This is a genomic window from Streptomyces sp. R41, assembly GCF_041053055.1.
GTDB lineage: Bacteria > Actinomycetota > Actinomycetes > Streptomycetales > Streptomycetaceae > Streptomyces.
The window spans coordinates 7,990,741-8,015,828 of sequence record NZ_CP163443.1; the positions used below are offsets into that span (position 1 = coordinate 7,990,741).

The window sequence follows — 25,088 nt, forward strand, 5'->3', positions numbered from 1 at the left end:
TGCGGCCGAGTGGGGGCTTGTCGCGCAGTTCCCCGCGCCCCTTTAGGGGCGCGGGGAACTGCGCAGTCTTTTAGGGGGGTCTGGGGGGGCGGAGCCTCCCAGGGACGGGACGGGTAGGGGCGGAGGGGGCGAAAAACTCTGGCCCGGCAGTAACGCCGGGTGCCCTGCGCACCAGTTGGCGTGCAGGGCACCCGACAAACACAGCGGAGCGCTTACGCGGGGACGGAAGCCACACCGGCTTCCAGGAACCGCTTCCCGTTCACCCGCTCGGAGACACCCTCGCGGTCCAGGTAGGGAGTGATCCCACCCAGATGGAAGGGCCAGCCGGCACCGGTGATCAGGCAGAGGTCGATGTCCTGCGCCTCGGCGACGACACCCTCGTCGAGCATGAGCCCGATCTCCTGGGCGACGGCGTCCAGGACGCGGTCACGGACCTGCTCCTCGGTCAGGACGACATCGCCCTGCTTGAGGAGCGCGGCCACCTCGGGGTCGAGCTCCGGCTTCCCGGAGTCGTACACGTAGAAGCCGCGCTTGCCCGCCTTGACGACGGCCGCGAGGTTCGGGGAGACCGTGAAGCGGTCCGGGAAGGCCCGGTTGAGGGTCTCCGAGACGTGCAGACCGATCGCGGGGCCGACCAGCTCGAGCAAGACCAGGGGAGACATCGGCAGGCCCAGGGGCTCCACCGCCTTCTCCGCGACCTCGACCGGCGTGCCCTCGTCGATGACGTTCTGGATCTCGCCCATGAAGCGGGTGAGGATGCGGTTGACGACGAACGCCGGGGCGTCCTTCACCAGGACCGCGGTCTTCTTCAGCTTCTTGGCGACGGCGAACGCCGTGGCAAGGGAGGCGTCGTCGGTGGTCTCACCGCGGACGATCTCCAGCAGCGGGAGGATCGCGACCGGGTTGAAGAAGTGGAAGCCGACGACCCGCTCGGGGTTCTTCAGCTTCGACGCCATCTCCGTCACCGACAGCGAGGAGGTGTTGGTGGCGAGGATCGCGTGCGCCGGGGCGACCGCCTCGACCTCCGCGAACACCTGCTGCTTGACGCCGATCTCCTCGAAGACGGCCTCGATGATGAAGTCGGCGTCGGAGAAGCCCTCGGCCTTGTCCAGCACACCGGTGACCAGGGCCTTGAGGCGGTTGGCCTTGTCCTGGTTCACGCGGCCCTTGCTCAGCAGCTTGTCGATCTCGGCGTGGACGTAGCCCACACCCTTGTCGACGCGCTCCTGGTCGATGTCGGTCAGCACGACCGGCACCTCGAGGCGGCGCAGGAAGAGCAGGGCGAGCTGCGAGGCCATCAGGCCGGCGCCCACGACGCCCACCTTGGTGACCGGACGCGCGAGCGACTTGTCCGGCGCACCCGCCGGGCGCTTGCCGCGCTTCTGGACCAGGTTGAACGCGTAGATGCCGGAGCGCAGTTCGCCACCCATGATCAGGTCGGCGAGCGCCACGTCCTCGGCGTCGTAACCCTTCTGCAGGTCACCGTCCTTGGCCGCGGCGATGATGTCCAGCGCGCGGTAGGCGGCCGGAGCCGCCCCGTGCACCTTGCCGTCGGCGATGAAGCGGCCCTTGGCGACGGCCTGGTCCCAGGCCTCGCCGCGGTCGATCTCCGGGCGCTCGACGGTGACGTCACCCTTGAGGACGGACGCCGTCCACAGCAGCGACTGCTCCAGGAAGTCGGCGCCCTCGAAGATCGCGTCGGCGATACCGAGGTCGAAGACCTGCTGACCCTTGAGCTGCTTGTTCTGGTTGAGAGAGTTCTCGATGATCACCGAGACGGCCTTCTCCGCACCGATCAGGTTCGGCAGGATCGTGCAGCCGCCCCATCCGGGGACCAGACCGAGGAAGACCTCGGGCAGCGAGAAGGCAGGCAGGGCCTTCGACACCGTGCGGTACTCGCAGTGCAGACCGACCTCGACGCCACCGCCCATCGCCGCGCCGTTGTAGTACGCGAAGGTCGGGACCGCGATGCCCGCGAGGCGCTTGAAGACCTCGTGGCCGCCCTTGCCGATGGCGAGCGCGTCCTCGTGCTTCTTGAGCAGCTCGACGCCCTTGAGGTCGGCGCCGACCGCGAAGATGAACGGCTTGCCGGTGATACCGACACCGACGATGTCGCCGGCCGCGGCCTCCGCCTCCACCTGGTCGATGGCGGTGTTGAGGTTCGCCAGCGAGGCCGGGCCGAAGGTGGTCGGCTTGGTGTGGTCGAAGCCGTTGTCCAGCGTGATGAGCGCGAAACGCCCGGCGCCGAACGGCAGATCAAGGTGACGTACGTGCGCGGACGTCACGACCTCGTCCGGGAACAGCTCGGCCGCGCCCTTCAGGAGCTCAGCGGTGGTGCTCACTTGTTGCCTCCGTCGAAGTGCGGGTTCTCCCAGATGACCGTCGCGCCCATGCCGAAGCCGACGCACATGGTGGTCAGGCCGTAGCGGACGTGCGGCTGCTCCTCGAACTGGCGGGCCAGCTGCGTCATCAGCCGGACGCCGGAAGAGGCCAGCGGGTGGCCGAACGCGATGGCGCCGCCGTACTGGTTGACGCGCGCGTCGTCGTCCGCGATGCCGTAGTGGTCGAGGAAGGCCAGGACCTGGACGGCGAAGGCCTCGTTGACCTCGAAGAGGTTGATGTCCTCGATCGACAGGCCCGCCTTGGCGAGGGCCTTCTCGGTGGCCGGGATCGGGCCGTAGCCCATCACCTCCGGCTCGACGCCCGCGAAGGCGTACGAGACCAGGCGCATCTTGACCGGGAGGTTGTTCTCGCGGGCGAAGTCCTCGGAGGCGATGATCGAGGCGGTCGCACCGTCGTTCAGACCGGCCGCGTTACCGGCCGTCACGCGGCCGTGGACGCGGAACGGCGTCTTCAGACCGGCCAGGTTCTCCAGCGTCGTACCCGGACGCATCGGCTCGTCGGCGGTGACCAGGCCCCAGCCGGTCTCACCGACCTCCGCGTTGGTGTTGCGCACCGAGATCGGCACCAGGTCCTGCTGGATCTTGCCGTTGGCGTACGCCTTGGCGGCCTTCTCCTGCGAGCGCACGGCGTACTCGTCGGCGCGCTGCTTGGTGATGTGCGGGTAGCGGTCGTGCAGGTTCTCCGCGGTCATGCCCATGAACAGGGCGGACTCGTCGACCAGCTTCTCGCTGACGAACCGCGGGTTCGGGTCCACGCCCTCGCCCATCGGGTGGCGGCCCATGTGCTCGACACCACCGGCGATGACGGCGTCGTACGCACCGAAGGCGATCGAACCGGCCGTGGTGGTGACGGCGGTCAGCGCGCCCGCGCACATGCGGTCGATGGAGTAGCCCGGGACGGACTGGGGGAGCCCGGCGAGGATGCCGGCCGTACGGCCCAGCGTCAGACCCTGGTCACCGATCTGCGTGGTCGCGGCGATGGCGACCTCGTCGATCTTCTTCGGGTCGAGACCGGGGTTGCGGCGCAGCAGCTCCCGGATGGCCTTCACGACGAGATCGTCGGCGCGGGTCTCGTGGTAGATGCCCTTCGGGCCCGCCTTGCCGAACGGGGTGCGGACGCCGTCGACGAAGACGACGTCCCTGACGGTACGAGGCACGATGGCTCTCCTCCAGATGCGGGATGGCACTGCTGCGATGCGCAAGCGCTGAGCGCGCGCTCAGGCCCCATGCTACTTGTGGGTAACCAAGCTGCCCAGTCCCCTCGGCCGGAGCGGTGAACGTCACACACCTTGGCGTGTCTGCGAGCGACACCCGGCGCCGCAGGCTCTGCCGCCAGTTCCGCCCCAGCGCAACGACTGCCCACAGCGGCTACCCGCGCGGCGGCGCGGTAGACCCCCGAGGTGTAAGAACGGGCGTAGGCACCGGATGCGAGCCGGGCCCTTCCCCGGTGATCACCCCGAACAACGTACGGGCCACGTCGGCCCCGAATCCGTGCACGTCATGACTCATGGCGGACAGCGTGGGATGAGTGAGCCGGCACAGCTGCGAGTCGTCCCAGGCGAGCAGCGACACATCGCCGGGCACCCTCAAGCCCGTCTCGGCGGCGACCGAGAGACCCGCCACGGCCATGATGTCGTTGTCGTACACGATCGCGGTCGGCCGATCGGGCGGCGCCGCGGTCAGCAAGGAGCGCGTAGCCCGAGCCCCCGCGTCGCCCGAGAAATCCGTGGCGACCTGCCACGCCCCGGCGAGGTCCAGCACCCGCGCCGCCTCGTCGAACGCGGCTGTACGAATGGAGGTGTGCCCCAGCGCCGCCGCCCCGCCCACGCGGGCGATCCGTCGATGCCCGAGCGCCGCGAGATACCGCACGGCCTCCGTGACGGCGGTGGCGTCGTCGGTCCACACGGAGGTGAGGCTGCCGGTCAGGGAGGGATGTCCGACGGCGACCACCGGCATCCGAAGACGTTCCACCGCCGCCACCCGAGGGTCGTCCGCCCGGAAGTCGACCAGGATCGATCCGCTGATCTGCCTCCCCTTCCACCAGGCGTCCTGCAGCCCGACCTCCTCCTCCAGATTCCGTACGAGGCGCAGCAGCAGCGAGCACGAACGCTCGGTCAGCACGCTCTCCACCCCGGAGATGAACTCCATGTAGAAGGGTTCGAGCCCGAGCAGCTTGGCCGGCCGGCAGATCGCGAGCCCGATCACGTCGACACGCGAGTTGGACAGCGACCGCGCCGCGAGGTTCGGCGCCCAGCCCAGCTCCCGCGCCGCCGCGAAGATCCGGTCCCGGGTGGCGTCCGCGAGGCCCGGCTTGTGGTTGAAGGCGAGCGAGACGGCCCCCTTGGACACGCCGGCGCGTGCGGCGACGTCCTTGATGGTGACACGGGGTGTGGTCATCGGGCCGGCTCCACGCAGTACAGGGCTGATCGGGCGATCTCGACGTCGGGAGTCTCCCAGCCGCGCACGCCGATGGTCACCTCTTCGCCGGGCAGCAGCGTGACCAGGCCGGTGTCCGCCTCGGCGGCGGGATCCAGCCGGTCGGCTCGCAGCAGCAGATCCCGTACGAGGGTGCGGGCCGTCACGGTCACGGTCCCGGGCGCGACTGTCACGTCGAACTCCTGCCTCGGGTAGGGGACTTCGCGGTCGGCCGCGGGGAAGTGCAGGGTGCGCAGCCCATCGGCGTCGGCCACGAGGAACTCCTTCGGGCCGACGGGCTCCAGATCCCGCGGTACGCGGATCTCGGCGACCGTACGCGCGGCGGCGGACAGACCGACGGCCGCCTCGGCCACGGTCACGCCCTCCACGGACATCCGCCGCAGGGTCAGGGGGCTCCGCCAGGCCTGCGCGGACTGATTGACGGCGGCCAACATCAGCCCCCCGCCACGTGGTCGCAGCGTCAGCAACCGGTCCGCGTACAGTCGGCGCAGCTCGTGGTAGAGCGGCTTCGCCCGCCCGTCCTCGTCGATCGCCGCCCAGGACGTCACCGGCCGGCAGTCGTTGAGCTGCCAGACGATCGTGCCGGCGCACACCGGCCAGTGCGAGCGCCAGTGCTCGATCCCGGCGGCGACGGCCCGCGCCTGGTTGACCTGGGAAAGGTAGTGCCACCGATCGAAGTTCCCGTCCCACGGCTGGAAGTGCCGGGCAAGCCCGCTCTCCAGCTTCCCGTTCCCGTCGTCCGCCTTCTGGTGGTGCGGCATGCCGGGGGAGTCGGGGGCGAGCGTCTCGCCGGGCAGCGCGCGCCGCAGCGTCGCGTACGCGGGTGGTGCCTGCCAGCCGAACTCGGCCACGAAACGGGGGACTTCGAGGCGGTAGTCGGCATCGTCGTTCCGGTTCCACACCTCCCACGAGTGGTGTGTGCCGTGCGCCGGGTCGTTCGGGTGGCGGTCCCAGGAGCCGGACCAGGGGCTGCCCGACAACGAGTCGGAGGTCGGCATCTACATCCCGTTCCTCTACATGCCGTCCGAGGATCTTGGCGTGATATCGACGTCGCTGTTCCGCTTCAAGGGCCCCTTCGGCGCCCACTGGGAGACGATCTCGGCGGGCGCGGTGCTCGTCATCCTGCCGACTTTGATCGTCTTCCTGTTCCTGCAGCGCTTCATCTACAACGGCTTCATGCGAGGAGCGACGCGCTGACGCGCGGCTTTGGGCGCGCGGGCTGTGACATGGTGCGGCTCCGCCGTGTGGGCGTGAGCAACCCAAGGCAATCCGCAGCCGCCGTAGGACCAAAAATCCCCCACGGCGGCTCGGCGCGATCTGTCAGTCCTCGGCCCGTAGCGCGGCTACCAGCACAGGCGTGACCTGCTCGACCTGCCAGGGCCGCGCCCCGTACCCCGCGAGAGCAGCCGCAACCGACTCGGAGTCGGGGCTCGGCGGCTCCCAGCAGACCCGCCGCACCGTGTCCGGGGTGATCAGGTTCTCCTGGGGCATGTTGAGCTGCTCGGCGAGCGCCGACACGGCCGCACGCGCGGCGGAGAGCCGAGCGGCGGCGGCCGGGTCCTTGTCGGCCCAGGCCCGCGGCGGCGGAGGCCCGGTCACCGGCTGTCCCGGCTGTGGCAGCTCCGCGTCCGGCAGCGCCTTCGCACGGTCCACCGCGGCCTGCCACTGCTCCAGCTGGCGCCGCCCCATCCGATGCCCGAACCCGTTCAGCGCGGCGAGCGCATGCACGTTGGCCGGAAGAGAGAGCGCGGCTTCCACAATGGCCGCGTCGCCCAGCACCTTGCCCGGTGAGATGTCCCGGCGCTGCGCGACCCGGTCGCGGGTCTCCCACAGCTCCCGTACGACCGCCATCTGCCGGCGGCGGCGCACCTTGTGCATCCCGGACGTACGCCGCCAGGGGTCCTTGCGCGGCGGCGCGGGCTCGGCCTGCGCGATCGCGTCGAACTCCTGCTGGGCCCACTCCAGCTTGCCCTGCCGGTCGAGCTCCTTCTCCAGGGCGTCGCGCAGGTCGACGAGCAGTTCCACGTCGAGCGCGGCATAGCGCAGCCACGGCTCGGGGAGCGGACGCGTCGACCAGTCGACCGCCGAGTGGCCCTTCTCCAGTACGAAGCCGAGCACGCTCTCGACCATCGCGCCGAGGCCCACCCGCGGGAACCCCGCGAGGCGTCCGGCCAGCTCGGTGTCGAAGAGCCGCGTCGGCACCATGCCTATCTCGCGCAGACACGGCAGGTCCTGGGTGGCCGCGTGCAGCACCCACTCCACTCCGGAGATCGCCTCGCCGAGGCCCGACAGATCGGGGCAGGCGACGGGGTCGATCAGCGCGGTCCCCGCTCCCTCGCGGCGGAGCTGCACCAGATAGGCGCGCTGGCCGTATCGGTACCCGGACGCGCGTTCGGCGTCTACGGCTACGGGGCCGGATCCGGCGGCGAAGGCGGCGATCACCTCGGCGAGCGAGGCGTCGTCGACGATCACGGGCGGGATGCCGTCTCGGGGCTCAAGCAAAGGGATCGGCGCCGATTCGACGTCGTCCGGAGGGGCGCCTCCGGTGGTTCGCAGTGAGCTGTCTGCTGCGGTCTCTTGGGCGTCGGTCACCTGTCAAGGGTATCTGTGTATGGACAACGCCCGCCGACGGAACGTTCCGTCGACGGGCGTCTGAGGGTCGTAAACCAGTCAGGTCAGTGAAAGATCTGGTCCACGGTCGGGGGAGGGCGGGGCTCACGGTCGGTGGGGACTGGGTGCGGTAGGTGGAATCGGCTGTCTCACCGGGCTCACTGGAGTCAGTGGATGATCCCGGTGCGCAGGGCCACCGCCACCATCCCGGCGCGGTCGCCCGTGCCGAGCTTGCGGGCGATGCGGGCGAGGTGGCTCTTGACGGTCAGTGCGGACAGGCCCATCGAGACGCCGATGGCCTTGTTCGACTGGCCCTCCGCGACCAGGCGAAGGACCTCGACCTCGCGGCCGGACAGCTCGCGGTAGCCGCCCGGGTGGCTCGGGGCACCCGGGGGGCGGCGGTGCATACGGGCGGCTGCCGAGCCGATGGGTGCGGCGCCGGGCCGGGTGGGGAGCCCGACGTTCGTACGGGTGCCGGTGACGACGTAGCCCTTGACGCCGCCCGCGAGGGCGTTGCGTACGGCGCCGATGTCGTCGGCGGCGGAGAGGGCGAGGCCGTTGGGCCAGCCCGCGGCTCGGGTCTCGGAAAGGAGGGTGAGGCCGGAACCATCCGGCAGGTGGACATCGGCGACGCAGATGTCGCGCGGGTTGCCGATTCGGGGACGGGCCTCCGCGACGGACGACGCCTCGATGACGTCGCGCACTCCGAGCGCCCACAGATGGCGGGTGACGGTGGAGCGGACCCGGGGGTCGGCCACGACCACCATGGCGGTCGGCTTGTTCGGGCGGTAGGCGACCAGGCTTGCGGGCTGCTCGAGGAGAACGGACACCAGGCCTCCTGGGGTGCGGGACGGGGCCGGCTCTGGGGATGAAGCCGGAACGAACCGTGCTTTCAAGGTCACAGACGTCTTCGGCACCAAACCTCTGGTCCTTTAGAGAATGATCACGATTTGGTGAGTAACAATCTGGGCAATTCGGACACGCGATCGATCATCCGAAGATCGAACCGAGTCGCTCCGCGTCAATACGCGGCCGAAAGTGGCCGTATCGACAAAGAACCGGTAAGGACCGGTGAGGCGTGCGCGAGTGGCGCGCGGGTCCCCGCCGAACCGCTGCTCTCCGGGACTCGGCGGGACCGTGGGCACGGCGACGTCAGCGGGGGCCGTGGGCACGGCGACGTCAGCGGGGGCCGTGGGCACGGCGACGTCAGCGGGGGCCGTGGGCACGGCGACGTCAGCGGGACTGCGGTCCCCGACGCTGCGGGAGGGAGACCACCGACGTGTCGCCCGGGGTCACTGGCGGGAGCCCGGCGACCTGGCACAGCAGATCGCACCACGCCGCGAGGTGCGCGGCCGTGTCCGGGACGCCGCCCAGGCCTTCCCGGGGCGTCCACGACGCACGGATCTCGATCTGGCAGGCGGCAGGGCGCTCGGCGAGGCCGCCGAAGTAGTGCGAGCTCGCGCGCGTGACGGTGCCGCTCGGTTCGCCGTACGACAGGCCCCGGGCCTGGAGCGCGCCGGTCAGCCACGACCAGCAGACCTCGGGGAGCAGCGGGTCGGCGGCCATCTCCGGCTCCAGCTCCGCGCGGATGAGCGTCACCAGACGGAACGAGCCCTGCCAGGCGTCGTGACCCGCCGGGTCGTGCAGCAGCACGAGCCGGCCGTCGGCCAGATCCTCGTCGTCTGCGACGACCGCGGCCTCCAGCGCGTACGCGTACGGGGCCAGGCGCTGCGGCGGGCGCGTCGGGTCGATCTCGATCTCCGGCCGCAGCCGCGCGGTCCTGAGCGCGTCGACGGCGGCCCGGAAGGGCAGCGGAGCCGTCTCCATCGCATCCCGGTCCCCCTCCTTCGCGTCGTCCATTCCGCCAGCGCCGTCCGACAGTCGTCCCTGAGCCGCAGCCATGCGGGGAAGATTAAGGGGAACGGAGGCTCCGCGCAGGGAGAGACACCCGAGCGCGGGAGCACTGTCCGGATCGCGCTGTGCGAACGCGGGTGTCCGAGCGCGGGCGACCGGGACTCGGCTGTCGCTCCGGGCACAGTGGTGCCCGGGATTTGGTTGCCAGTCGGCCGTGCGAGACTTTCCGTCGTGAGTGCCAACCACAGCCCCGCCGGGCAGCAGCCGACAGCCACGTACGAGTCCGCCTTCCTCAAGGCGTGCAGGCGCGAGCCCGTGCCGCACACGCCGGTGTGGTTCATGCGGCAGGCCGGACGCTCGCTGCCCGAGTACCTCAAGGTGCGCGAGGGCATCCCCATGCTGGAGTCCTGCATGCGGCCCGAGCTGGTCGCCGAGATCACCCTCCAGCCGGTCCGTCGGCACAACGTGGACGCGGCGATCTACTTCAGCGACATCGTCGTCCCGCTGAAGGCCATCGGCATCGACCTCGACATCAAGCCGGGTGTCGGCCCCGTCGTCCAGAACCCGATCCGCACCCGCGCCGACCTGGCCCAGCTGCGCGATCTGACTCCCGAGGACGTCAGTTACGTCACCGAGGCGATCGGCCTGCTCACGGCCGAGCTCGGCCCGACCCCGCTCATCGGCTTCGCGGGCGCGCCTTTCACCCTCGCGAGCTACCTCGTGGAGGGCGGTCCGTCCAAGAACCACGAGCACACCAAGGCGCTCATGTACGGCGACCCGCAGCTGTGGGCCGACCTCCTCGACCGCCTCGCCGAGATCACCTCCGCCTTCCTGAAGGTGCAGATCGAGGCGGGCGCCAGCGCCGTCCAGCTCTTCGACTCCTGGGTCGGCGCGCTGGCACCCGCCGACTACCGCCGCTCGGTGATGCCCGCGTCCACCAAGGTCTTCGAGGCCGTCGCCTCCTACGGCGTTCCGCGCATCCACTTCGGTGTCGGCACCGGTGAGCTGCTCGGCCTCATGGGCGAGGCGGGCGCGGACGTGGTCGGCGTCGACTGGCGCGTCCCGCTCGACGAGGCCGCCCGCCGCGTCGGCCCCGGCAAGGCCCTCCAGGGCAATCTCGACCCGGCCGTCCTCTTCTCCACCACCGAGGCCGTCCAGACCAAGACGCGCGAGGTACTCGACGCCGCCGCCGGTCTCGAAGGCCATGTCTTCAACCTCGGCCACGGCGTCCCGCCGAACACGAACCCGGACGCACTGACCCGGCTCGTGGAGTACGTCCACACGCAGACCACGCGCTGACCTCCCGCCGCTGTCACCAGCTGTGCCGCGCCCGTCTGCCCCACAGCAGGCCGCGCGGCACCGGTGGGGGCGGGGTGCCCGGGCGCAGCGGCCAGGCGAGCAGCATGCCCGCGAGGAAGCCGACCACGTGCGCGGCGTACGCCACCGTTCCCGCGGTCGAGACGCCGCCGCCGGACGAGTACACGGCCTGGAGCACGAACCAGAAGCCCAGCACCATCCACGCGGGCAGCCGCAGCGGCAGGAAGATCAGGAACGGGACGAGGACCCAGACCCTGGCCTTCGGATAGAGCACCAGGTAGGCCCCGAGGACCCCGGCGATCGCGCCCGAGGCGCCGATCAGCGGGTCGCCGGAGTCCTCGTTCAGCAGCGCGTAGCCGTACGCCGCCGCGTAGCCGCAGGCCGTGTAGAACAGCGTGAACCGCACATGTCCCATGCGGTCCTCGATGTTGTTGCCGAAGATCAGCAGGAACAGCATGTTGCCCAGCAGATGAAGCCAACTGCCGTGCAGGAACATCGCCGTGAACACCGACAGCGGCGGAGACTTGTCGTAGTCCGGCGGGCTCAGCACACAGCCGGCCCCGTGCGGGCCGGGACCGACTTCGCCCGTGGGCACGAACCGCGGCATCTGATGGTGAATCAACTCCTGTGGCACCGCGGCGTAGTGGTCCAGGAACGCCTGCAGATGGCACAGCTGCGACAGGCTGCTGTCGCCCGCCACCGATCCGGCGAGGCCGGGGGTGTACAGGAACACGAGAACGTTGGCGGCGATCAGCGCGTACGTCACATAGGGCGTGCGCCGTACCGGGTTCACGTCATGGACGGGTATGACCACAAGGAACTAGTGCCCTCGATGCGCCGTCACTGAACGCCGCCGTCCCCCCGTGCGTATGTCTCCTCAACCGCCCGCGCCGCGACGAAGACGCGACGCGAGGAAGACGTGAGGACACAGGCGATGAACGACCGAGTTACTCCTCCGATGCACGCCCTGCCCGACGGTGAGGCGGAGATCGCCCTGGTGCTGCACCTGCCCTGGGAGGACGTCGCCGCGCTCGGCCAGGAGGCGGGTCGGCTCGCGGCGCGTCTGCAGCGTCCGGTGACGCTCGATGAGGCCGTCAGCCATCGGTTGCGGTCCGCCCGGCCCGCCGCCCATGCGAAGCCGGCGCAGTCGCCGCCCGCGGTGGCCGCGCCGGCCTCGGTGTCGTCGCTGCCGGCGCGGCCGCCCGCGGAGCAGGCCCGGCAGGCCATCGACCGGATCAATGGGACCGCCGGGCACGAGTCCGCGTAGGCCCGCCGCGGGGGTGCGGTCCATCGTCGACCGCGGGCCGTCTGTGGCTGGTCGCGCCCACGCGGCGGAGCCGCACGCTGTCACAGCCCCGCGCCCCTGAACGGGGCGCTGCCCTCACCCGGCGCTTTTGCGCACCGCCGTCACCGCCTTGCGGGCCGCCACCAGCACGGGGTCCCACACGGGTGAGAACGGGGGCGCGTAACCCAGGTCCAGGGCTGTCATCTGTTCCACCGTCATGCCCGCGGTCAGCGCCACCGCGGCGATGTCGACGCGCTTCGCCGCTCCCTCGCGGCCGACGATCTGCACGCCGAGCAGCCGCCCGGTGCGGCGCTCTGCGAGCATCTTCACCGTCATGAGGGCTGCGCTCGGGTAGTAGCCCGCGCGGCTGGTCGACTCGATGGTGACGGTCTCGAACTGCAGGCCCGCCCGGCGCGCGTCCTTCTCGCGCAGCCCGGTGCGGGCGATCTCCAGGTCGCAGACCTTGCTCACCGCCGTGCCGACGACACCGGGGAAGGTGGCATACCCGCCGCCCACGTTGGAGCCGATGACCTGCCCGTGCTTGTTGGCGTGCGTGCCCAGCGCGATGTGCCGCTCGCGCCGCGAGACCAGGTCGAGCACCTCGACGCAGTCGCCGCCGGCCCAGATGTTCTCGTGCCTGCGCACCCGCATCGCCAGATCGGTGAGCAGCCCGCCGTGGTCGCCGAGGGGCAGCCCGGCCGCCTTGGCGAGTGTGGTCTCGGGGCGTACACCGATGCCGAGCACGACCACGTCCGCCGGGTACTCGGCGTCCTCCGTGACGACCGCCCGTACCCGCCCCTCCTCACCGGTGAGGAGCTTGGTGACCTCGGCGTCGTTGACCATGGTGATGCCCAGGCCCTCCATGGCCGTGTGCACCAGGCGGCCCATGTCCGGGTCGAGCGTGGACATCGGCTCCTTGCCGCGGTTGACGACCGTCACCTCGTACCCGCGGTTGATGAGCGCCTCGGCCATCTCCACGCCGATGTAGCCCGCTCCCACGACCACCGCGCGGCGGCCCTCCGTCGCCGCCAGCGTGTCGAGAAGGGCCTGCCCGTCGTCCAGGGTCTGCACGCCGTGCACGCCCGGTGCGTCGGCGCCCGGCAGGTCGGGGCGGATCGGGCGCGCGCCCGTCGCGATCACGAGTTTGTCGTACGACGTCCACTCCTCGGCCCCGGATTCGAGGTCCCGGGAGCGCACGCGGGCGCCCGCGACGTCGATCTCCATGACTTCCGTACGCATCCGCAGGTCGATGGCGCGCTCCCGGTGCTCCTCGGGCGTCCGCGCGATCAGCTGGTCCCGCTCGGGGACGTCGCCGCCCACCCAGTACGGGATGCCGCACGCGGAGTAGGACGTGAAGTGCCCCCGCTCGAACGCCACGATCTCCAGCTCGTCCGGCCCCCGCAGCCGGCGCGCCTGTGACGCGGCGGACATGCCCGCCGCGTCACCGCCGATCACGACCAGTCGCTCTTTGGCCCTGCCAGTCCCGCTCGTACGGCTCATGCTCATGCGAACACGCTACGGGGGACCGGAATTTCAGTCCTCCTCGCCACCCTCTCCGCCGTTGCCGCGCACGGGCGGGGCCACCGGCAGCGAACCCGTGGTGGCCGGAGCCGGAGCCGCGCGACGCGACAGCCGGGGCTGTACGAGACGCATCCACACCAAGGCGATCAGCGCCAGGCCCGCCGCGAACGGGAGCACGGCGCCGATCGCCAGCGCGATCCAGCGCAGCATCGTGACCAGCACGTGCCAGCCGCCGGTGAGCGCGTCCACGAAGCCCGGGTCCTCGTCCTTCTTCTCGGCCTTCTTCACCGGGGTCTCGGACAGCGAGAGCGTGATCGTGGCCAGGCTGGTGCGGTCCTTCAGGGACGCCTGCTGGGCGAGCAGCGCCTCCAGGTCGGACTCACGGCTGCTCAACTCCCCTTCCAGGGTGACCACGTCGCTGAGCTTGGTCGCCCGGTCCATCAGTTCGCGGACCCGGGCCACGCTGGCGCGCTGCGACTTGATCCGGCTCTCCACGTCCACGACCTGGTCGGTGACGTCCTGTGCCTTGGCCGTCCGCTCGACGACCTTGCCCGCGCCCTCCAGGTCGGCGAGCACCTGGTCGTACTCCTCGGTGGGCACGCGCAGGACGACGCGGGTGCGCTCGTGGCCCTTCTCGTCGCGGGTGGTGGTCTCGTTGCCGATGTAGCCACCGGCGTTCTCGGCCGTGGCCCGGGCCTCGTCCAGGGCCTTGGGCACGTCCTTGACCTGCACGGTCAGGGAGGCGGTGCGGATGATGTGGCTCGCGGTGATCTTCGGCGGTGCGGTCGCCTTGGAGCCGTTCGCCGCGCTGCTGCCGGCGGCGCCCGAGTCCGCCTGCTCGGCGGCGCCCGGGGCGGCGGCCTTGTTGCCACCGCCGGAGTCGCTGGACGCGCTGTCATTGGCGCCGCTGCAGCCCGCCAGCGCGAGGGCGGCGGCGAGGAGGACCCCCGCCATGGCGTGGACGGGTCGTACGGAGTGTCCGGAGCGTCCGGAGCTTCGTGTGCGCATGTGGGCCTACCCCCGAGGGTCGTGACAACTGTGTCGTGCCGACTGACGTTCCTTCGACGCTCGAGTGGACCGGGACGTTGGCCGGATACGGTCCCGATGCGGTCACGGTCGGGACTCGTGCAGGACACCGGACTCCTGGTGGGCGTGTCAGTGGGGTCTGAGAGGGTGGAGACATGCGCGCACAGGAGACTCGTACGGGTACGGGACACGTCGTGGTCATCGGGGGCGGGATCGCGGGTCTGGCCGCCGCCCACCGACTGCTGGACCGCGGGGTGCGCGTGACCGTCCTGGAGGCGTCGGACCGCGTCGGCGGCAAGCTGCTGCCCGGCGAGATCGCGGGCGCGCGCGTCGACCTGGGCGCCGAGTCGATGCTCGCGCGCCGCCCCGAGGCGGTGGCCCTCGCCCGCGAGGTCGGCCTCGCCGACCGCCTCCAGCCCCCCGCGACCGCGACGGCCTCCCTCTGGACCCGCGGCGCGCTGCGCCCGATGCCCAAAGGCCACGTCATGGGCGTTCCCGGCACCGCGTCCGCCCTCTCTGGCGTCCTCTCCGAGGAGGGCCTGCGCCGCATCGAGCGCGACGCCGACCTGCCCCGCACGGAGGTGGGCGACGACGTGGCGGTGGGGGAGTACGTGGCGGCCCGCCTCGGCCGCGAGGTCGTCGACCGCCTGGTCGAGCCCCTCCTCGGCGGTGTCTACGCGGGCGACGCCTACCGCATCTCCATGCGCCTGGCCGTCCCCCAGCTCTACGCGGCCGCCCGCACCCACACCTCCTTGACGGAGGCGGTCCGCGAGATCCAGACCAAGGCAGCGGCCGCCCGGCAGACGGGACCGGTCTTCATGGGCATCGAGGGCGGCGTCGGCCAACTGCCCCTCGCGGTCGCGGAGTCGGTGAGAGCTCGCGGGGGCGAGATCCTGACGGGGATGCCGGTGACCGAGCTTCGCAGGACCGGGACGGCGGGGCCGGGCGGCGACGGCTCGCCGCTCGCTGCGGACTCCATGGCGTCGCAGCCGCGCGCGGTGTGGCGTGTTGTCGCCGGAAGCCCTGCAAGCCCTGCAAGCCCTGCAAGCCCTGCAAGCCCTGGAAGCCCTGGAAGCGGTGAAAGCCGTGTCCTGTACGCCGATGGCGTCGTCGTGGCCCTGCCCGCCCCGGCCGCCGCCGAGCTGCTGCGCGCCGAGGCGCCCGCGGCCGCCGCCGAGCTGGCGGCGGTGGAGTACGCCTCCATGGCGCTCGTCACGCTCGCCTATCGTCGCGCCGACATCGCCCTCCCCGATGGGAGCGGTTTTCTGGTGCCGCCCGTTGACGGGCACACCATCAAGGCGTCCACCTTCGCCTCCCAGAAGTGGGGCTGGATCGCCGAGGAGAACCCCGATCTGCTCGTGCTGCGCACCTCCGTCGGGCGGTACGGAGAGACGGAGGTGCTCGGACGGGAGGACGCCGACCTCGTCGAGGTGTCCCGGCACGACCTGCGGGAGGCGACCGGCCTGGACGCCGAGCCTCTCGCGACCCGGGTGACACGGTGGGACGACGGGCTGCCCCAGTACCCGGTCGGGCACCACGCCCGAGTGGCCCGCATCCGCGAGCACGTCGGCAAGCTCCCGGGCCTCGCCGTGTGCGGCGCGGCGTACGACGGGGTCGGCATCCCCGCGTGCATCGCGAGCGCGTACGCCGCCGTCGACCAGCTCGGCGGCGACCGCGGCGGCCTGGACGAGCTGATCGCGAACCCGGTGCAGAGTCTGCACGGCGGCGCGGGAGAATAGACCCATGAGTGACGACGCCCCCGCCAAGATCCCGAACGCCGGCAAGAAGGCCAAGGACCTCAACGAGGTCATCCGCTACACCCTGTGGTCCGTCTTCAAACTGCGCGAGGTGCTCCCCGAGGACCGCGCCGGCTACGCCGACGAGGTCCAGGAGCTCTTCGACCAGCTCGCCGCGAAGGACGTGACCGTCCGCGGCACGTACGACGTGTCGGGGCTGCGCGCCGACGCCGACCTGATGATCTGGTGGCACGCCGAGACGAGCGACCAGCTCCAGGAGGCGTACAACCTCTTCCGCCGGACCAAGCTGGGTCGCACCCTGGAGCCGGTCTGGTCGAACATGGCGCTGCATCGCCCCGCCGAGTTCAACCGCTCGCACATCCCGGCGTTCCTTGCCGACGAGACGCCGCGCAACTATGTGAGCGTCTACCCCTTCGTGCGCTCCTACGACTGGTACCTGCTGCCCGACGAGGACCGCCGCCGTATGCTCGCCGACCACGGCAAGATGGCCCGCGGCTACCCGGACGTGCGCGCCAACACGGTCGCCTCGTTCTCGCTGGGCGACTACGAGTGGATCCTCGCCTTCGAGGCCGACGAGCTGTACCGCATCGTCGACCTCATGCGTCACCTCCGCGCCTCCGAGGCCCGGATGCACGTCCGCGAAGAGGTCCCCTTCTACACGGGCCGCCGCAAGGACATCGCCGAACTGGTCGCGGGCCTCGCCTAGATCAGGGCGCCTGCCGGGTGGTCTTCGAGTCCGCGGTGCGCTGAGAACCCGTCGAGTCCTCCGAGCCCCTTGAGCTCTCCGAGCTCGATGACTTCTCCGACTTCTCCGCGCTCTTCGAACGATCGCCCGGCGCCACCGGCTTCGGTTCCGCGTGCGGCGCGCACCCCGCGCTCCCTACCGGGAGCCGGCCCACCAGCACATACGCCTCCAGGTAGCCGTTGACGCACTGGTTGGGACCGCCCCCGATCCCATGCGTCCCGGCATCCTTCTCGGTCACCAGGACCGAGCCGGACAGCCGCCGCTGCAGCTCCCAGGCCCCCTCGTACGGGGTCGCCGCGTCCCGCTCGGCCGCGAGGATCAGAGTCGGCGGCAGCGCCCCCGGCAGTGTCCGTACGTCGAGCGGCTTCTGCCGCGGCACCGGCCAGTACGCGCACGGCAGGTTCATCCACACGTTGTCCCAGGTCTCGAACGGCGCCACACGCGCGAGACGCGTGTTGTCGCGGTCCCAGGTGCGCCAGTCGGTCGGCCAGGGCGCGTCGTTGCACTCGACAGCCGTGTAGACCGCGTTGCTGTTCTCCTCCGCGGCCGCCGCCTTCGGAGCCGGACCGGCCTGCTCGATCAGCGGCTTCGGGTCGCCCTTGAGATAGGCGGAGAGCGCCAAGGCGCGCTGCGGCCAGTAGTCGTCGTAGTACCCGGCGTCCAGGAACGCGCCCTGCAACTGCGCGGGCCCCACCTTCCCGCCCGCGGGCGAGGCGGCGAGCTGTGCCCGCACCTTCTCGTAGCTGTGCAGCACGTCTTCGGGTGTGGCACCGAGCCCGTACACGTCGTCGTGTTTGGCGACCCAGGTGCGGAAGTCCGCCCAGCGGCGCTCGAACGCGACCGACTGGTCGAGGTTGCTCCGGTACCAGATCAGGTCGGGGTCGGGGTCCACCGCCGAGTCGAAGACCATCCGGCGTACGTGCGAGGGGAAGAGCGTCGCGTAGAGGGCACCGAAGTACGTCCCGTACGAGGCGCCCATGAACGTCAGCTTCGGCTCGCCGAGCGCGGCGCGCAGCACGTCCAGGTCGCGGGCGTTGTTGAGCGAGGTGTAGTGGCGCAGGGCGCTGCCCGAGCGCTGGGCGCACCCGCGCGCGTACGCCTTCGCCTCGGCGATGCGCTCCTTCTTGTACGACTCCGAGGGGAACGTGGGCGCCTGAGAGGGCGCCTTCAGGAAGCGCTTCGGGTCCTGGCAGGACAGTGGGGCGGAGCGGTCGACCCCACGCGGTGCATAGCCGACCAGGTCGTACGCCCCCGCGATGCGCTTCCACTTGGGGAGGGCCCCGACCAGCGGGAAGCGCATGCTGGAGGCGCCCGGGCCGCCGGGGTTGTAGACGAAGGCGCCCTGCCGCGGCACCTTCCGCTTGGAGTTCTTCGCGTCCTTGCCGGTGGCCTTGACGCGGCTGACGGTCAGCTTGATCTGCCGGCCGTCCGGGTGGGCGTAGTCGAGGGGCACCGTGACCGTGCCGCACCTAAGGGTGCCCGGGGCGTCGTCCTCCTTGGCGCACTTTCCGAAGCGGATGCCCGCGGCAGCGGCGCGCCCGGCGGCGACGGCGGTGCCGCGCATCTCGGCGGAGCCCGCCGGGTCCGGCCAGGCCGGTTGGCCACTCGCCGGCGCGCCGACGAGGGCGGTCAGGAGCATGGACCCTGCGGTTCCGTAGAGGACGGCAGCTCTCATCGCGAATCCCTTCAACGCGCGGCAGCGACAAAAGGGATGTTTCGTTTGACGGTTGGCGATGTAAAGCACCGGGCCGCCGGTGTCGCCCCTATGACCCCGATGCGCCCCCCGGTGCGCCCCTCAGCCCCTTGGCGAGCTCCTTCACCAGCCCCTTCGCTCGGGGCTGCGGTCGCGGTGTGTGAAGGCCGCGCGCAGGTCCGGCTCGCCGATCGCGCGGACACCGCGTACGGCGACGGAGGTGAGGTACGTACGGTCGTCACCGGCGTCGTCGGCGCGCCTGGCGAGGGTGCCGAGCAGCCGCTGTCCGGCAGGGGAGGCCCAGCGCGTGTAGGGGTGCACCTCGATGCGGGCGATGGCGAGGCAGCTCAGCGTGAGGACGAGCGGGAGCGCGAACCAGACGGCGACCGGGACCTCGTTCCCGGTGGTCTGGGCGGGCAGCAGCAGGGCCACCGCACCCAGCGCGAGGACGGCCGCCGCGGCGGCCTGGACCTGGCGGACGGCGCCCGCGACGGTGGTGCGGGCGCCGTCGGGAACGGCGAGGCCCACCGCGACCAGGTGGTCCGCGAGGTGGCGTACCGAGTCGGCGGCGGCCGCGGTCGCCCGTACGGGCGCGATCCGGGACTGGCCCTCCGGGCCGATGGCTCCTATGACCGAGCGCTCCATGTCGTCGCGCCCGCGCGGGTCCACGACGGTCGCCCAGCCGGTGTGCGCGAGCAGCAGCCGGCGCTGGCGGGCCATCGACACCAGGGTCAGATCGGCGACCCGGGCCGGGCCGCCGGACAGGAACGCCGCCTCGTACAGCGTGAGATCGTGCCCGCGGGCCGCCTCCGCGTCGACTGCCGCCGCACGTACGGCCGCCAGGCACAGCCGGGTGCAGGAGATGCCGGCCGCGGCCCAGGCCAGGAGCAGGAGAAGGACCCAGAACATGGCGTTTTTCTATGCCAAGGGTCGGGCGGGCGCCATGGGTTATTCACTATATGGACGGAGCGTTGCAGGTATGTGATGTTCCGCTTCTCGCCCGTGGAGCCCTGGGGAACTACGGAGTTGAGGAGGGCTTGGCGCGCGAGGCGGCCGGAGGCATGGGGTACCCCGGCGACGGGGTCACCGGGATCGGCGAGCCCGGGGACTGCGTCGGGCCGGGCGGGGCCGGGGAGTTGGTGAGCGGCGGCGGGCTCGCGGTGGCCGCGTCCTGGGCGAGGGCGTCGAAGTCGACGTATCCGGTGGCCTCGAGGACCTTGATGTGATCGAGCACGGTGGTGTTCGCGTCGTCGGCGAGATCGCGCACGAGCGAGTTGCGGGTGTTCGCGCGGACCTGGGCGACCACGGAGAAGACCTTGCCGTGGGCCTTGCGCAGGATGTTCGCGAACTTCCGGTCGTAGTCCGTGCCGTGCGCGGCGTTCAGCGTGGCCAGCCACTGACGCTGCTGAGGGTTGGGCTGGTTGGGCAGCTCCAGGCCGAGCCGCGCGGCGACATTGCGGACGCGGGCGTCCAGGAACGTGTGGCCCTCGATGAGGTGCTCGCCGGCTGTCCGTACGGCCTGGGTGGTGCCGCGCTCCTGGGCCTGCTGGCCCGCGGGCAGCTCCCACAGTCCGGCCAGCCGGACCTTGGTGATGAACTCCCGGTCAAGGGCCGACAGCGGACCGAACTGGGTCGACACGGTCTGTGCGTTCAGGGTGTCAAGGCCGGTGCCGGAGCGGTCCGCGTACGACCAGATCGGAAAGACCAGCGCGACCAGGGTCGCCGTGAGGCCCGTGATGACGAGCCCTGTGCCACTGACCAATCCGGTGCGGTTGATGGATCGCATGGTGCCTCCTGTTGCGGCACCGCACGCTAGTGCGCTTCGGGTGCGGGTTGGCATATTACTGCGGGCGCTACGCCAACTGCCGTACGGGAAGAAGGGTTTGGCCGGTGGGTGGAACGCGCCGGATGCGGTAGTTCGGGCGTAGGCCGGACCACCGCAAAGCCGCGGAAACCGGGCGCGCACATCCACCGCACAGGGAAGCGTGTTAACCCCGGCACACTCTGCGGGGGTACTGGGCCGCCGCGCGCGTACTCAGCGGCGCAGCAGCACCCGGCGGGTGGCGCGGGCCAGCCGGGCCGTGGGGCGCTGCGACAGCGGGGCCGGCCCCGAGCGCTCCAGCCACCAGTCGCGCAGCCGGCGCCGCGTCTCCGCGTCCTCGGGGCGACCCGCGAGGAGCAGGTGCTCGGCGAAGTCGAGGGCGTCGCGCCGATAGCCCCCGGTCATCGGATGCCCTTGGGCATACGCGAGAAACGCCGGCCGGTACCCCTCCGCCAGGATCTCCGGCAGCTCCGCGGCCACCCTCGCGACCACGTCCGCCCGCTTGTCGGCGAGCGCCCGCCCCTGCACCCCGAGTCGTACCCGGTCGAACCCCTCGGGCACAGGGGTTCCCGCGACGAGCGCGGACAGCAGCGCGGCCTGCGCGAGCGCGAGCCGCTGCCGGGCGGGGGTGGTGTCCTGCGTTCCGGCTTCGCCGGAAGGGGAACGTGCTGCCTTCACGGCGTTCACCGCAGCGGCACTCGTGGCCTTCTCCAGCGTCCCCCGAATCGCCCCCAGTTCCCTTTCGAGCTCCTCCGGCTCCGGAAAGTTCTCGTCGCGCTCGAGGAGGACCCCCGGCGGGTTCACGCGGGAGGCGAGGTCCGCCAGGATGTCCAGGACCTGCTGGGGCACGGGGTGGGCGTGGCTGTCGTGCCAGACGCCGTCGCGTTCGAAGCCTCCGGCGACGTGGACGTAGGCGATGGCTTCGACGGGGAGTTCGTCGAGGGCCTTGGCCGGGTCCTCGCCGCGGTTGACATGGTTCGTGTGGAGGTTGGCGACGTCGATGAGGAGGCGTACGCCGGTGCGGTCGACCAGGTCGTAGAGGAACTGGCCCTCCGTCATCTCCTCGCCGGGCCAGGAGATCAGCGCGGCTATGTTCTCCACCGCGAGCGGGACGGGGAGCGCGTCCTGCGCGATACGGATGTTCTCGCACAGGACGTCGAGGGCGTCCCGGGTGCGGGGGACCGGCAGCAGGTGTCCGGCCTCCAGGAGCGGCGACGCGGTGAGCGGCCCGCCCGCCCGTACGAAGGCGATGTGCTCCGTGACGAGCGGCGAGCCCAGCGCCTCGGCCCGCTCGGCGAGCGCGGTGAGCCGGGACTCGTCGGGCCGGTCCGCGCCGCCGAGGCCGAGCGAGACCCCGTGCGGCACGACCGTGACCCCGCGCTCGCGCAGCCGCAGCAGCGACTCGGGGAGATGCCCGGGGCACACGTTCTCGGCCACGGCCTCGACCCAGTCGATGCCGGGCATTCGCTCCACGGCCTCGGCGATCTCCGGCCGCCACCCGATTCCCGTCCCCAGCTGCCTCAGCTGCGTCATGTCCCCTCCTCCGTCACGAACCTCGACCAGACCCTGCGTGTCGTCTCCTTACGACGGACCTGTGTTCCGGCGTGACGGAGTCATGGCCCCGGGACCCGGGGCCGAACCCATCCGAGCGGACCTTCAGAGCAACATTTGAGGTTCCGCGCGGGCTACTGGAGCACGTTGTCCGAATCGGTGGGCTCCGGTCGGCGGGTGTTGATGTCGGCGCCGCCCTGCGGCAGCGCCGACGGGCTCGACGAGACGTCGACGCCGTTGCCCGGCTGGACGGGCGGGGCGGACGAGGCCGGCGCGCCGATGGTGGGCGGCGGGGGGCCGGTCGGGCTGGCGGTCGACAGCCCGGCCGTGTCATTGGCGATGGCGTCGAAGTCGACCTCCCCGGTCTTCTCCAGCATCGTGATGTGGTCGAGCACGGTCAGGTTGGTGTCGGAGGCCAGCTGCCGCACCAGCGTGTTACGAGTGCTGTTGCGGACCGCGCCGATCGCCGGAAAGATCTTGCCGTGCGCGGCCCGCAGCAGGTTCGCGAACTTGTACTCGTACTCCTTGCCCGACGCAGCGGTCAGCTCCTTCAACCAGCCCTGTTGCTGCTCGTTCGGCTGGTTCGGCAGCTCGACATTGAGCTGGGCCGCCACGATCCGCACCCGCTTGTCGAGGTCGGTGTGCCCGACGATCAGGTGATCGCCGGCCTCCTTGATGGCCTTGGTGGGGGCCCGCTCGATCGCCTGCTGCCCGGCCGGCAACTCCCACAGGCCGGCCAGTCGCACTCGTACGATCAAGTCGCGGTCGGCGGCGGACAGTGGCCCCCAGCGTGTGTTCACCGTCCCGGCCGCGAGATTCGCCTGGCCCGTGCCCGAGCGGTCGGCGTACGACCACACCGGGAACGCGAGTGCGCCGACGGTGGCGACGAGCGCCGCGATGACGAGGGCCGTACCGTTGATACGCCGCAAATGTGCCTCCCGGGTGAAACCAACTGGTCGTTGGGAACCTGTACTTGGCCAGTGCCAGCAGGTACGTACGGGAAGGCTGTGATGTTCAGACCCGTCGGCGATCAGTCGCGCGACTTCGGAACCGGCCGCCGCCCGGCTCCCCGATCCGCCGCTCGACGCCTACGCGCGCGGGGCCGTCAGCTCGGCAGCGGCCACTTCTTCGGGTCGCGTCCAAGGAGCCGCAGCGCTTCTTCCAGCGGCTCCGACCCTGCCGGTACGTCGAGGGCCGGCGCGAACGCGAACCCCGCCCCGCGGCCCGCCGGATCCGTCGGTACGCGGCGGGCGACGGCCAGCCCCGCGTCGAGGACATGGCCGGGCAGGTCGAGCCCGGCGCCGAGCGTGGCGGCCACATCCCACGCGTGCACCACGTAGTCGATGAAATGGAAGCCGACAGCCAGCCGCCCGGGGACTGCGACTCCGAGCTCCGGCAGTACGAACTCGCGCTCCCCGACCCCCGGTTCGGCGAACGCGGCGAGCACCGTCGTCGCCGCTCCCCGATATGTCCGCCCCGGATCGCTCATGTCCTCCGGTTCCCGCCAGTACGCCTCCTCGTGCCCTGCCCCGCGCGCGGCCGCCGCGAAGCCGTAGTGCTGCGCGGTCATGTGCGCCACCAGCCGCCGCAGCGTCCACCCGGCGCAGGGTGTGTCCCGCTCCCAGTCCGCCTCCCGCGCCGGCTCCACGACCCTGAGCGACTCGAGTACGGCGATCCGGTCGAGTTCGACGATGTCCGGTCCAGTCGTTGTCATCCGGCCTCCTCGGTGAGGAGACGAGCATAAAACTAAGCGAACGGTCGTGCTATTTGTTTCGCCCATCACCGGACTGCTCAATTGCCGTGTGTGTCAGGACACTTCAGGAACCCGGGACGGATCCGTCGCCGCTGCCCTCAGCCGCGAGGTGATCGCGACGCGGGCCCTGCGGTAGGCGACGGTCTCGTCGTGCAGGACGGAGACGGCGTTGGCCGTCTCCATCAACGCGATGAACTCGAAGGCGAGTTGGGGGGCGTCGGTGTCGGGGTGGAGGTCGCCGAGGTCGCGGGCCTCGGCGACGGCGCGCTCCACGTGGTCCGTCCAGTCCCGCTGGGCGCGTACCACCGCGTCGTGCACGGGCCCCGGCCTGGCGTCGAACTCGGCGATGACCTCGTAGAAGAAGCAGCCGCCCGGGAAGACCCTGCCCTGGGAGTAGTCCAGCCAGAGTTCGCACAGCCGCCGGACGCGGGCGATCCCGGCCGGGGTCTCGGCCGCGGGCCGGATCACCTGCTCGACGTAGATCCGCGCCGCCTCCCGCACGGTGGCCAGCTGGAGCTCCTGCTTGGAGCCGAAGAGCGCGAAGACCCCGCTCTTGCTGAGCCGGAGCTCGGTGGCCAGGCGTCCGACGGACAACGCCTCCAGTCCCTCGACGGAGGCGATGTCGACGGTGCGGCGCAGCACCAACTGCCGTGTGCGGTTGCCGCGTTCGACCCTGCCGTCCAGCCGGGTGCCGGCCATCGTGACCTCCCCAGATCCCTCTGCGTACGCAGAGCCTAACCGGCGCGGGGCAGCCGTTGCGTGCCCTGCCGGCCACGCCGTTCAGCGCCTGCGTGCCCCGCCGTTCAGCGCCGTCCGTCCCACGCCGGACTCTGCCGGAAGTACGTGTCGTACAGCTCCTGGACCTCCAGCAGGCTCTCCGGCGGCACCTTGCCGAAGGCGATGCGCTCCAAGTGCCGGAAGTACTCGAAGCGTTCGACGCCGGGAGTGATGACGATGAGGATGTCGGCGTCGTGCCCCGGTGCGGCGGCGAAGGCGTGCGGAACGCCGGGCGGTACGACGACGAGGTCGCCGCGCTCTGCGGTCACGATCTCTTCGCCCGAGAGGAGCTGGGCGGTGCCGTCGAGCATGTAGAACAGCTCGGCGGAGCCGGCGTGGTGGTGCGGCTTGGCGCCGTCGGCGCCGTCGGTGAGGGTGGCGCGCAGGGTGGACAGCGCGCCACCGGTCGAGCTGCTGTCGGCCAGCAGTTGGATGGCGGTGGGGGCCCGGCCGATCACTTCGGCCTCCGCGGAGCGGACGACCACGGACTTGTCGAAGTCCGGCACGATCAACGACATCTCATGACTCCCTGATGCAGG

22 protein-coding genes and 1 pseudogene are annotated in these 25,088 nt (G+C 71.2%); 5 read left to right on the forward strand and 18 right to left on the reverse strand.

Features of this window, described 5'->3' with window-relative positions:
• Positions 1-212: 212 nt before the first annotated feature.
• The 4 genes from AB5J53_RS36320 to AB5J53_RS36335 all read right to left on the reverse strand — a co-directional run bounded on the left by AB5J53_RS36320 (position 213) and on the right by AB5J53_RS36335 (position 5,836).
• On the reverse strand, positions 213-2,342 hold the full coding sequence (locus AB5J53_RS36320) for a 3-hydroxyacyl-CoA dehydrogenase NAD-binding domain-containing protein (protein WP_369249832.1): 2,130 nt from the start codon (positions 2,340-2,342) through the stop codon (positions 213-215).
• On the reverse strand, positions 2,339-3,559 hold the full coding sequence (locus tag AB5J53_RS36325) for an acetyl-CoA C-acyltransferase (protein ID WP_369249833.1): 1,221 nt from the start codon (positions 3,557-3,559) through the stop codon (positions 2,339-2,341). Before AB5J53_RS36325 ends, AB5J53_RS36320 begins: the two co-directional genes overlap by 4 nt.
• 211 nt (positions 3,560-3,770) lie before the next feature.
• On the reverse strand, positions 3,771-4,799 hold the full coding sequence (locus AB5J53_RS36330) for a LacI family DNA-binding transcriptional regulator (RefSeq protein ID WP_369249834.1): 1,029 nt from the start codon (positions 4,797-4,799) through the stop codon (positions 3,771-3,773).
• Positions 4,796-5,836 (reverse strand): hypothetical protein, encoded by a 1,041-nt coding sequence (locus tag AB5J53_RS36335; RefSeq protein WP_369252959.1) that lies wholly within the window; start codon positions 5,834-5,836, stop codon positions 4,796-4,798. The genes AB5J53_RS36330 and AB5J53_RS36335 overlap by 4 nt, the downstream gene beginning before the upstream one ends.
• 1 nt (position 5,837) lies before the next feature.
• Here AB5J53_RS36335 and AB5J53_RS36340 point away from each other — a divergent pair.
• Positions 5,838-6,035: pseudogene (locus tag AB5J53_RS36340) on the forward strand (carbohydrate ABC transporter permease); the annotation flags it as partial.
• Positions 6,036-6,158: 123 nt separating this feature from the next.
• On the opposite strand, the gene AB5J53_RS36345 reads toward AB5J53_RS36340, so the two are convergent.
• From AB5J53_RS36345 to AB5J53_RS36355, 3 genes are all read right to left on the reverse strand, one after another.
• Positions 6,159-7,430 (reverse strand): HRDC domain-containing protein, encoded by a 1,272-nt coding sequence (locus tag AB5J53_RS36345; protein ID WP_369249835.1) that lies wholly within the window; start codon positions 7,428-7,430, stop codon positions 6,159-6,161.
• Positions 7,431-7,615: 185 nt separating this feature from the next.
• Positions 7,616-8,278, reverse strand: coding sequence for a response regulator transcription factor (locus AB5J53_RS36350; protein WP_019073943.1), 663 nt, complete (start codon positions 8,276-8,278; stop codon positions 7,616-7,618).
• Between the two features lie 403 nt (positions 8,279-8,681).
• Positions 8,682-9,350: a DUF3000 domain-containing protein gene (locus tag AB5J53_RS36355; RefSeq protein WP_369249836.1), complete on the reverse strand. Its 669-nt coding sequence runs from the start codon at positions 9,348-9,350 to the stop codon at positions 8,682-8,684.
• 183 nt (positions 9,351-9,533) lie between these two features.
• Here AB5J53_RS36355 and hemE point away from each other — a divergent pair, with 183 nt between their 5' ends.
• Complete coding sequence (gene hemE, locus AB5J53_RS36360) at positions 9,534-10,601, forward strand: uroporphyrinogen decarboxylase (protein WP_369249837.1); 1,068 nt, start codon at positions 9,534-9,536, stop codon at positions 10,599-10,601.
• A 13-nt stretch (positions 10,602-10,614) separates the two neighbouring features.
• On the opposite strand, the gene AB5J53_RS36365 is transcribed toward hemE, so the two are convergent.
• Positions 10,615-11,433, reverse strand: coding sequence for a rhomboid family intramembrane serine protease (locus AB5J53_RS36365; protein WP_369249838.1), 819 nt, complete (start codon positions 11,431-11,433; stop codon positions 10,615-10,617).
• 120 nt (positions 11,434-11,553) lie between these two features.
• On the opposite strand from AB5J53_RS36365, the gene AB5J53_RS36370 reads away from it, so the two are divergent.
• Positions 11,554-11,886 (forward strand): hypothetical protein, encoded by a 333-nt coding sequence (locus tag AB5J53_RS36370; protein WP_369249839.1) that lies wholly within the window; start codon positions 11,554-11,556, stop codon positions 11,884-11,886.
• Positions 11,887-12,000: 114 nt separating this feature from the next.
• On the opposite strand, the gene AB5J53_RS36375 is transcribed toward AB5J53_RS36370, so the two are convergent.
• Both AB5J53_RS36375 and AB5J53_RS36380 read right to left on the reverse strand, forming a co-directional pair.
• Entirely contained in the window at positions 12,001-13,410 is a 1,410-nt protein-coding gene (locus AB5J53_RS36375; RefSeq protein WP_369249840.1) for an FAD-dependent oxidoreductase, read from the reverse strand.
• Positions 13,411-13,437: 27 nt separating this feature from the next.
• Positions 13,438-14,433, reverse strand: a complete 996-nt coding sequence (locus AB5J53_RS36380; protein ID WP_369249841.1) for a DUF4349 domain-containing protein — start codon at positions 14,431-14,433, stop codon at positions 13,438-13,440.
• Positions 14,434-14,606: 173 nt separating this feature from the next.
• On the opposite strand from AB5J53_RS36380, the gene hemG reads away from it, so the two are divergent.
• Both hemG and hemQ read left to right on the forward strand, forming a co-directional pair.
• Positions 14,607-16,190 carry a protoporphyrinogen oxidase gene (gene hemG, locus AB5J53_RS36385; protein ID WP_369249842.1) on the forward strand — a complete coding sequence of 528 codons (1,584 nt, stop codon included), beginning with the start codon at positions 14,607-14,609 and terminating at the stop codon, positions 16,188-16,190.
• A gap of 4 nt (positions 16,191-16,194) precedes the next feature.
• Positions 16,195-16,914 (forward strand): hydrogen peroxide-dependent heme synthase, encoded by a 720-nt coding sequence (gene hemQ, locus AB5J53_RS36390; RefSeq protein ID WP_369249843.1) that lies wholly within the window; start codon positions 16,195-16,197, stop codon positions 16,912-16,914.
• 1 nt (position 16,915) lies between these two features.
• Here the strand turns inward: hemQ and AB5J53_RS36395 are convergent, their stop codons facing one another.
• The 8 genes from AB5J53_RS36395 to AB5J53_RS36430 all read right to left on the reverse strand — a co-directional run bounded on the left by AB5J53_RS36395 (position 16,916) and on the right by AB5J53_RS36430 (position 25,067).
• A complete protein-coding gene (locus AB5J53_RS36395) occupies positions 16,916-18,628 on the reverse strand; it encodes an alpha/beta hydrolase (protein ID WP_369249844.1) in 1,713 nt (570 codons plus the stop codon).
• A gap of 141 nt (positions 18,629-18,769) precedes the next feature.
• The gene (locus tag AB5J53_RS36400; RefSeq protein ID WP_369249845.1) at positions 18,770-19,555 is read right to left on the reverse strand and encodes a TIGR04222 domain-containing membrane protein; all 786 of its coding nucleotides are present in this window, start codon (positions 19,553-19,555) and stop codon (positions 18,770-18,772) included.
• A gap of 109 nt (positions 19,556-19,664) precedes the next feature.
• Complete coding sequence (locus AB5J53_RS36405; RefSeq protein ID WP_369249846.1) at positions 19,665-20,432, reverse strand: DUF4142 domain-containing protein; 768 nt, start codon at positions 20,430-20,432, stop codon at positions 19,665-19,667.
• Between the two features lie 249 nt (positions 20,433-20,681).
• Complete coding sequence (locus AB5J53_RS36410; RefSeq protein WP_369249847.1) at positions 20,682-22,001, reverse strand: DUF692 domain-containing protein; 1,320 nt, start codon at positions 21,999-22,001, stop codon at positions 20,682-20,684.
• A gap of 152 nt (positions 22,002-22,153) precedes the next feature.
• A complete protein-coding gene (locus tag AB5J53_RS36415; RefSeq protein ID WP_369249848.1) occupies positions 22,154-22,948 on the reverse strand; it encodes a DUF4142 domain-containing protein in 795 nt (264 codons plus the stop codon).
• A 176-nt stretch (positions 22,949-23,124) separates the two neighbouring features.
• Positions 23,125-23,733: a TIGR03086 family metal-binding protein gene (locus tag AB5J53_RS36420; RefSeq protein WP_369249849.1), complete on the reverse strand. Its 609-nt coding sequence runs from the start codon at positions 23,731-23,733 to the stop codon at positions 23,125-23,127.
• 93 nt (positions 23,734-23,826) lie between these two features.
• Complete coding sequence (locus AB5J53_RS36425) at positions 23,827-24,471, reverse strand: TetR/AcrR family transcriptional regulator (RefSeq protein WP_369249850.1); 645 nt, start codon at positions 24,469-24,471, stop codon at positions 23,827-23,829.
• A 104-nt stretch (positions 24,472-24,575) separates the two neighbouring features.
• Positions 24,576-25,067 carry a cupin domain-containing protein gene (locus tag AB5J53_RS36430; RefSeq protein ID WP_369249851.1) on the reverse strand — a complete coding sequence of 164 codons (492 nt, stop codon included), beginning with the start codon at positions 25,065-25,067 and terminating at the stop codon, positions 24,576-24,578.
• Positions 25,068-25,088 lie beyond the last annotated feature (21 nt).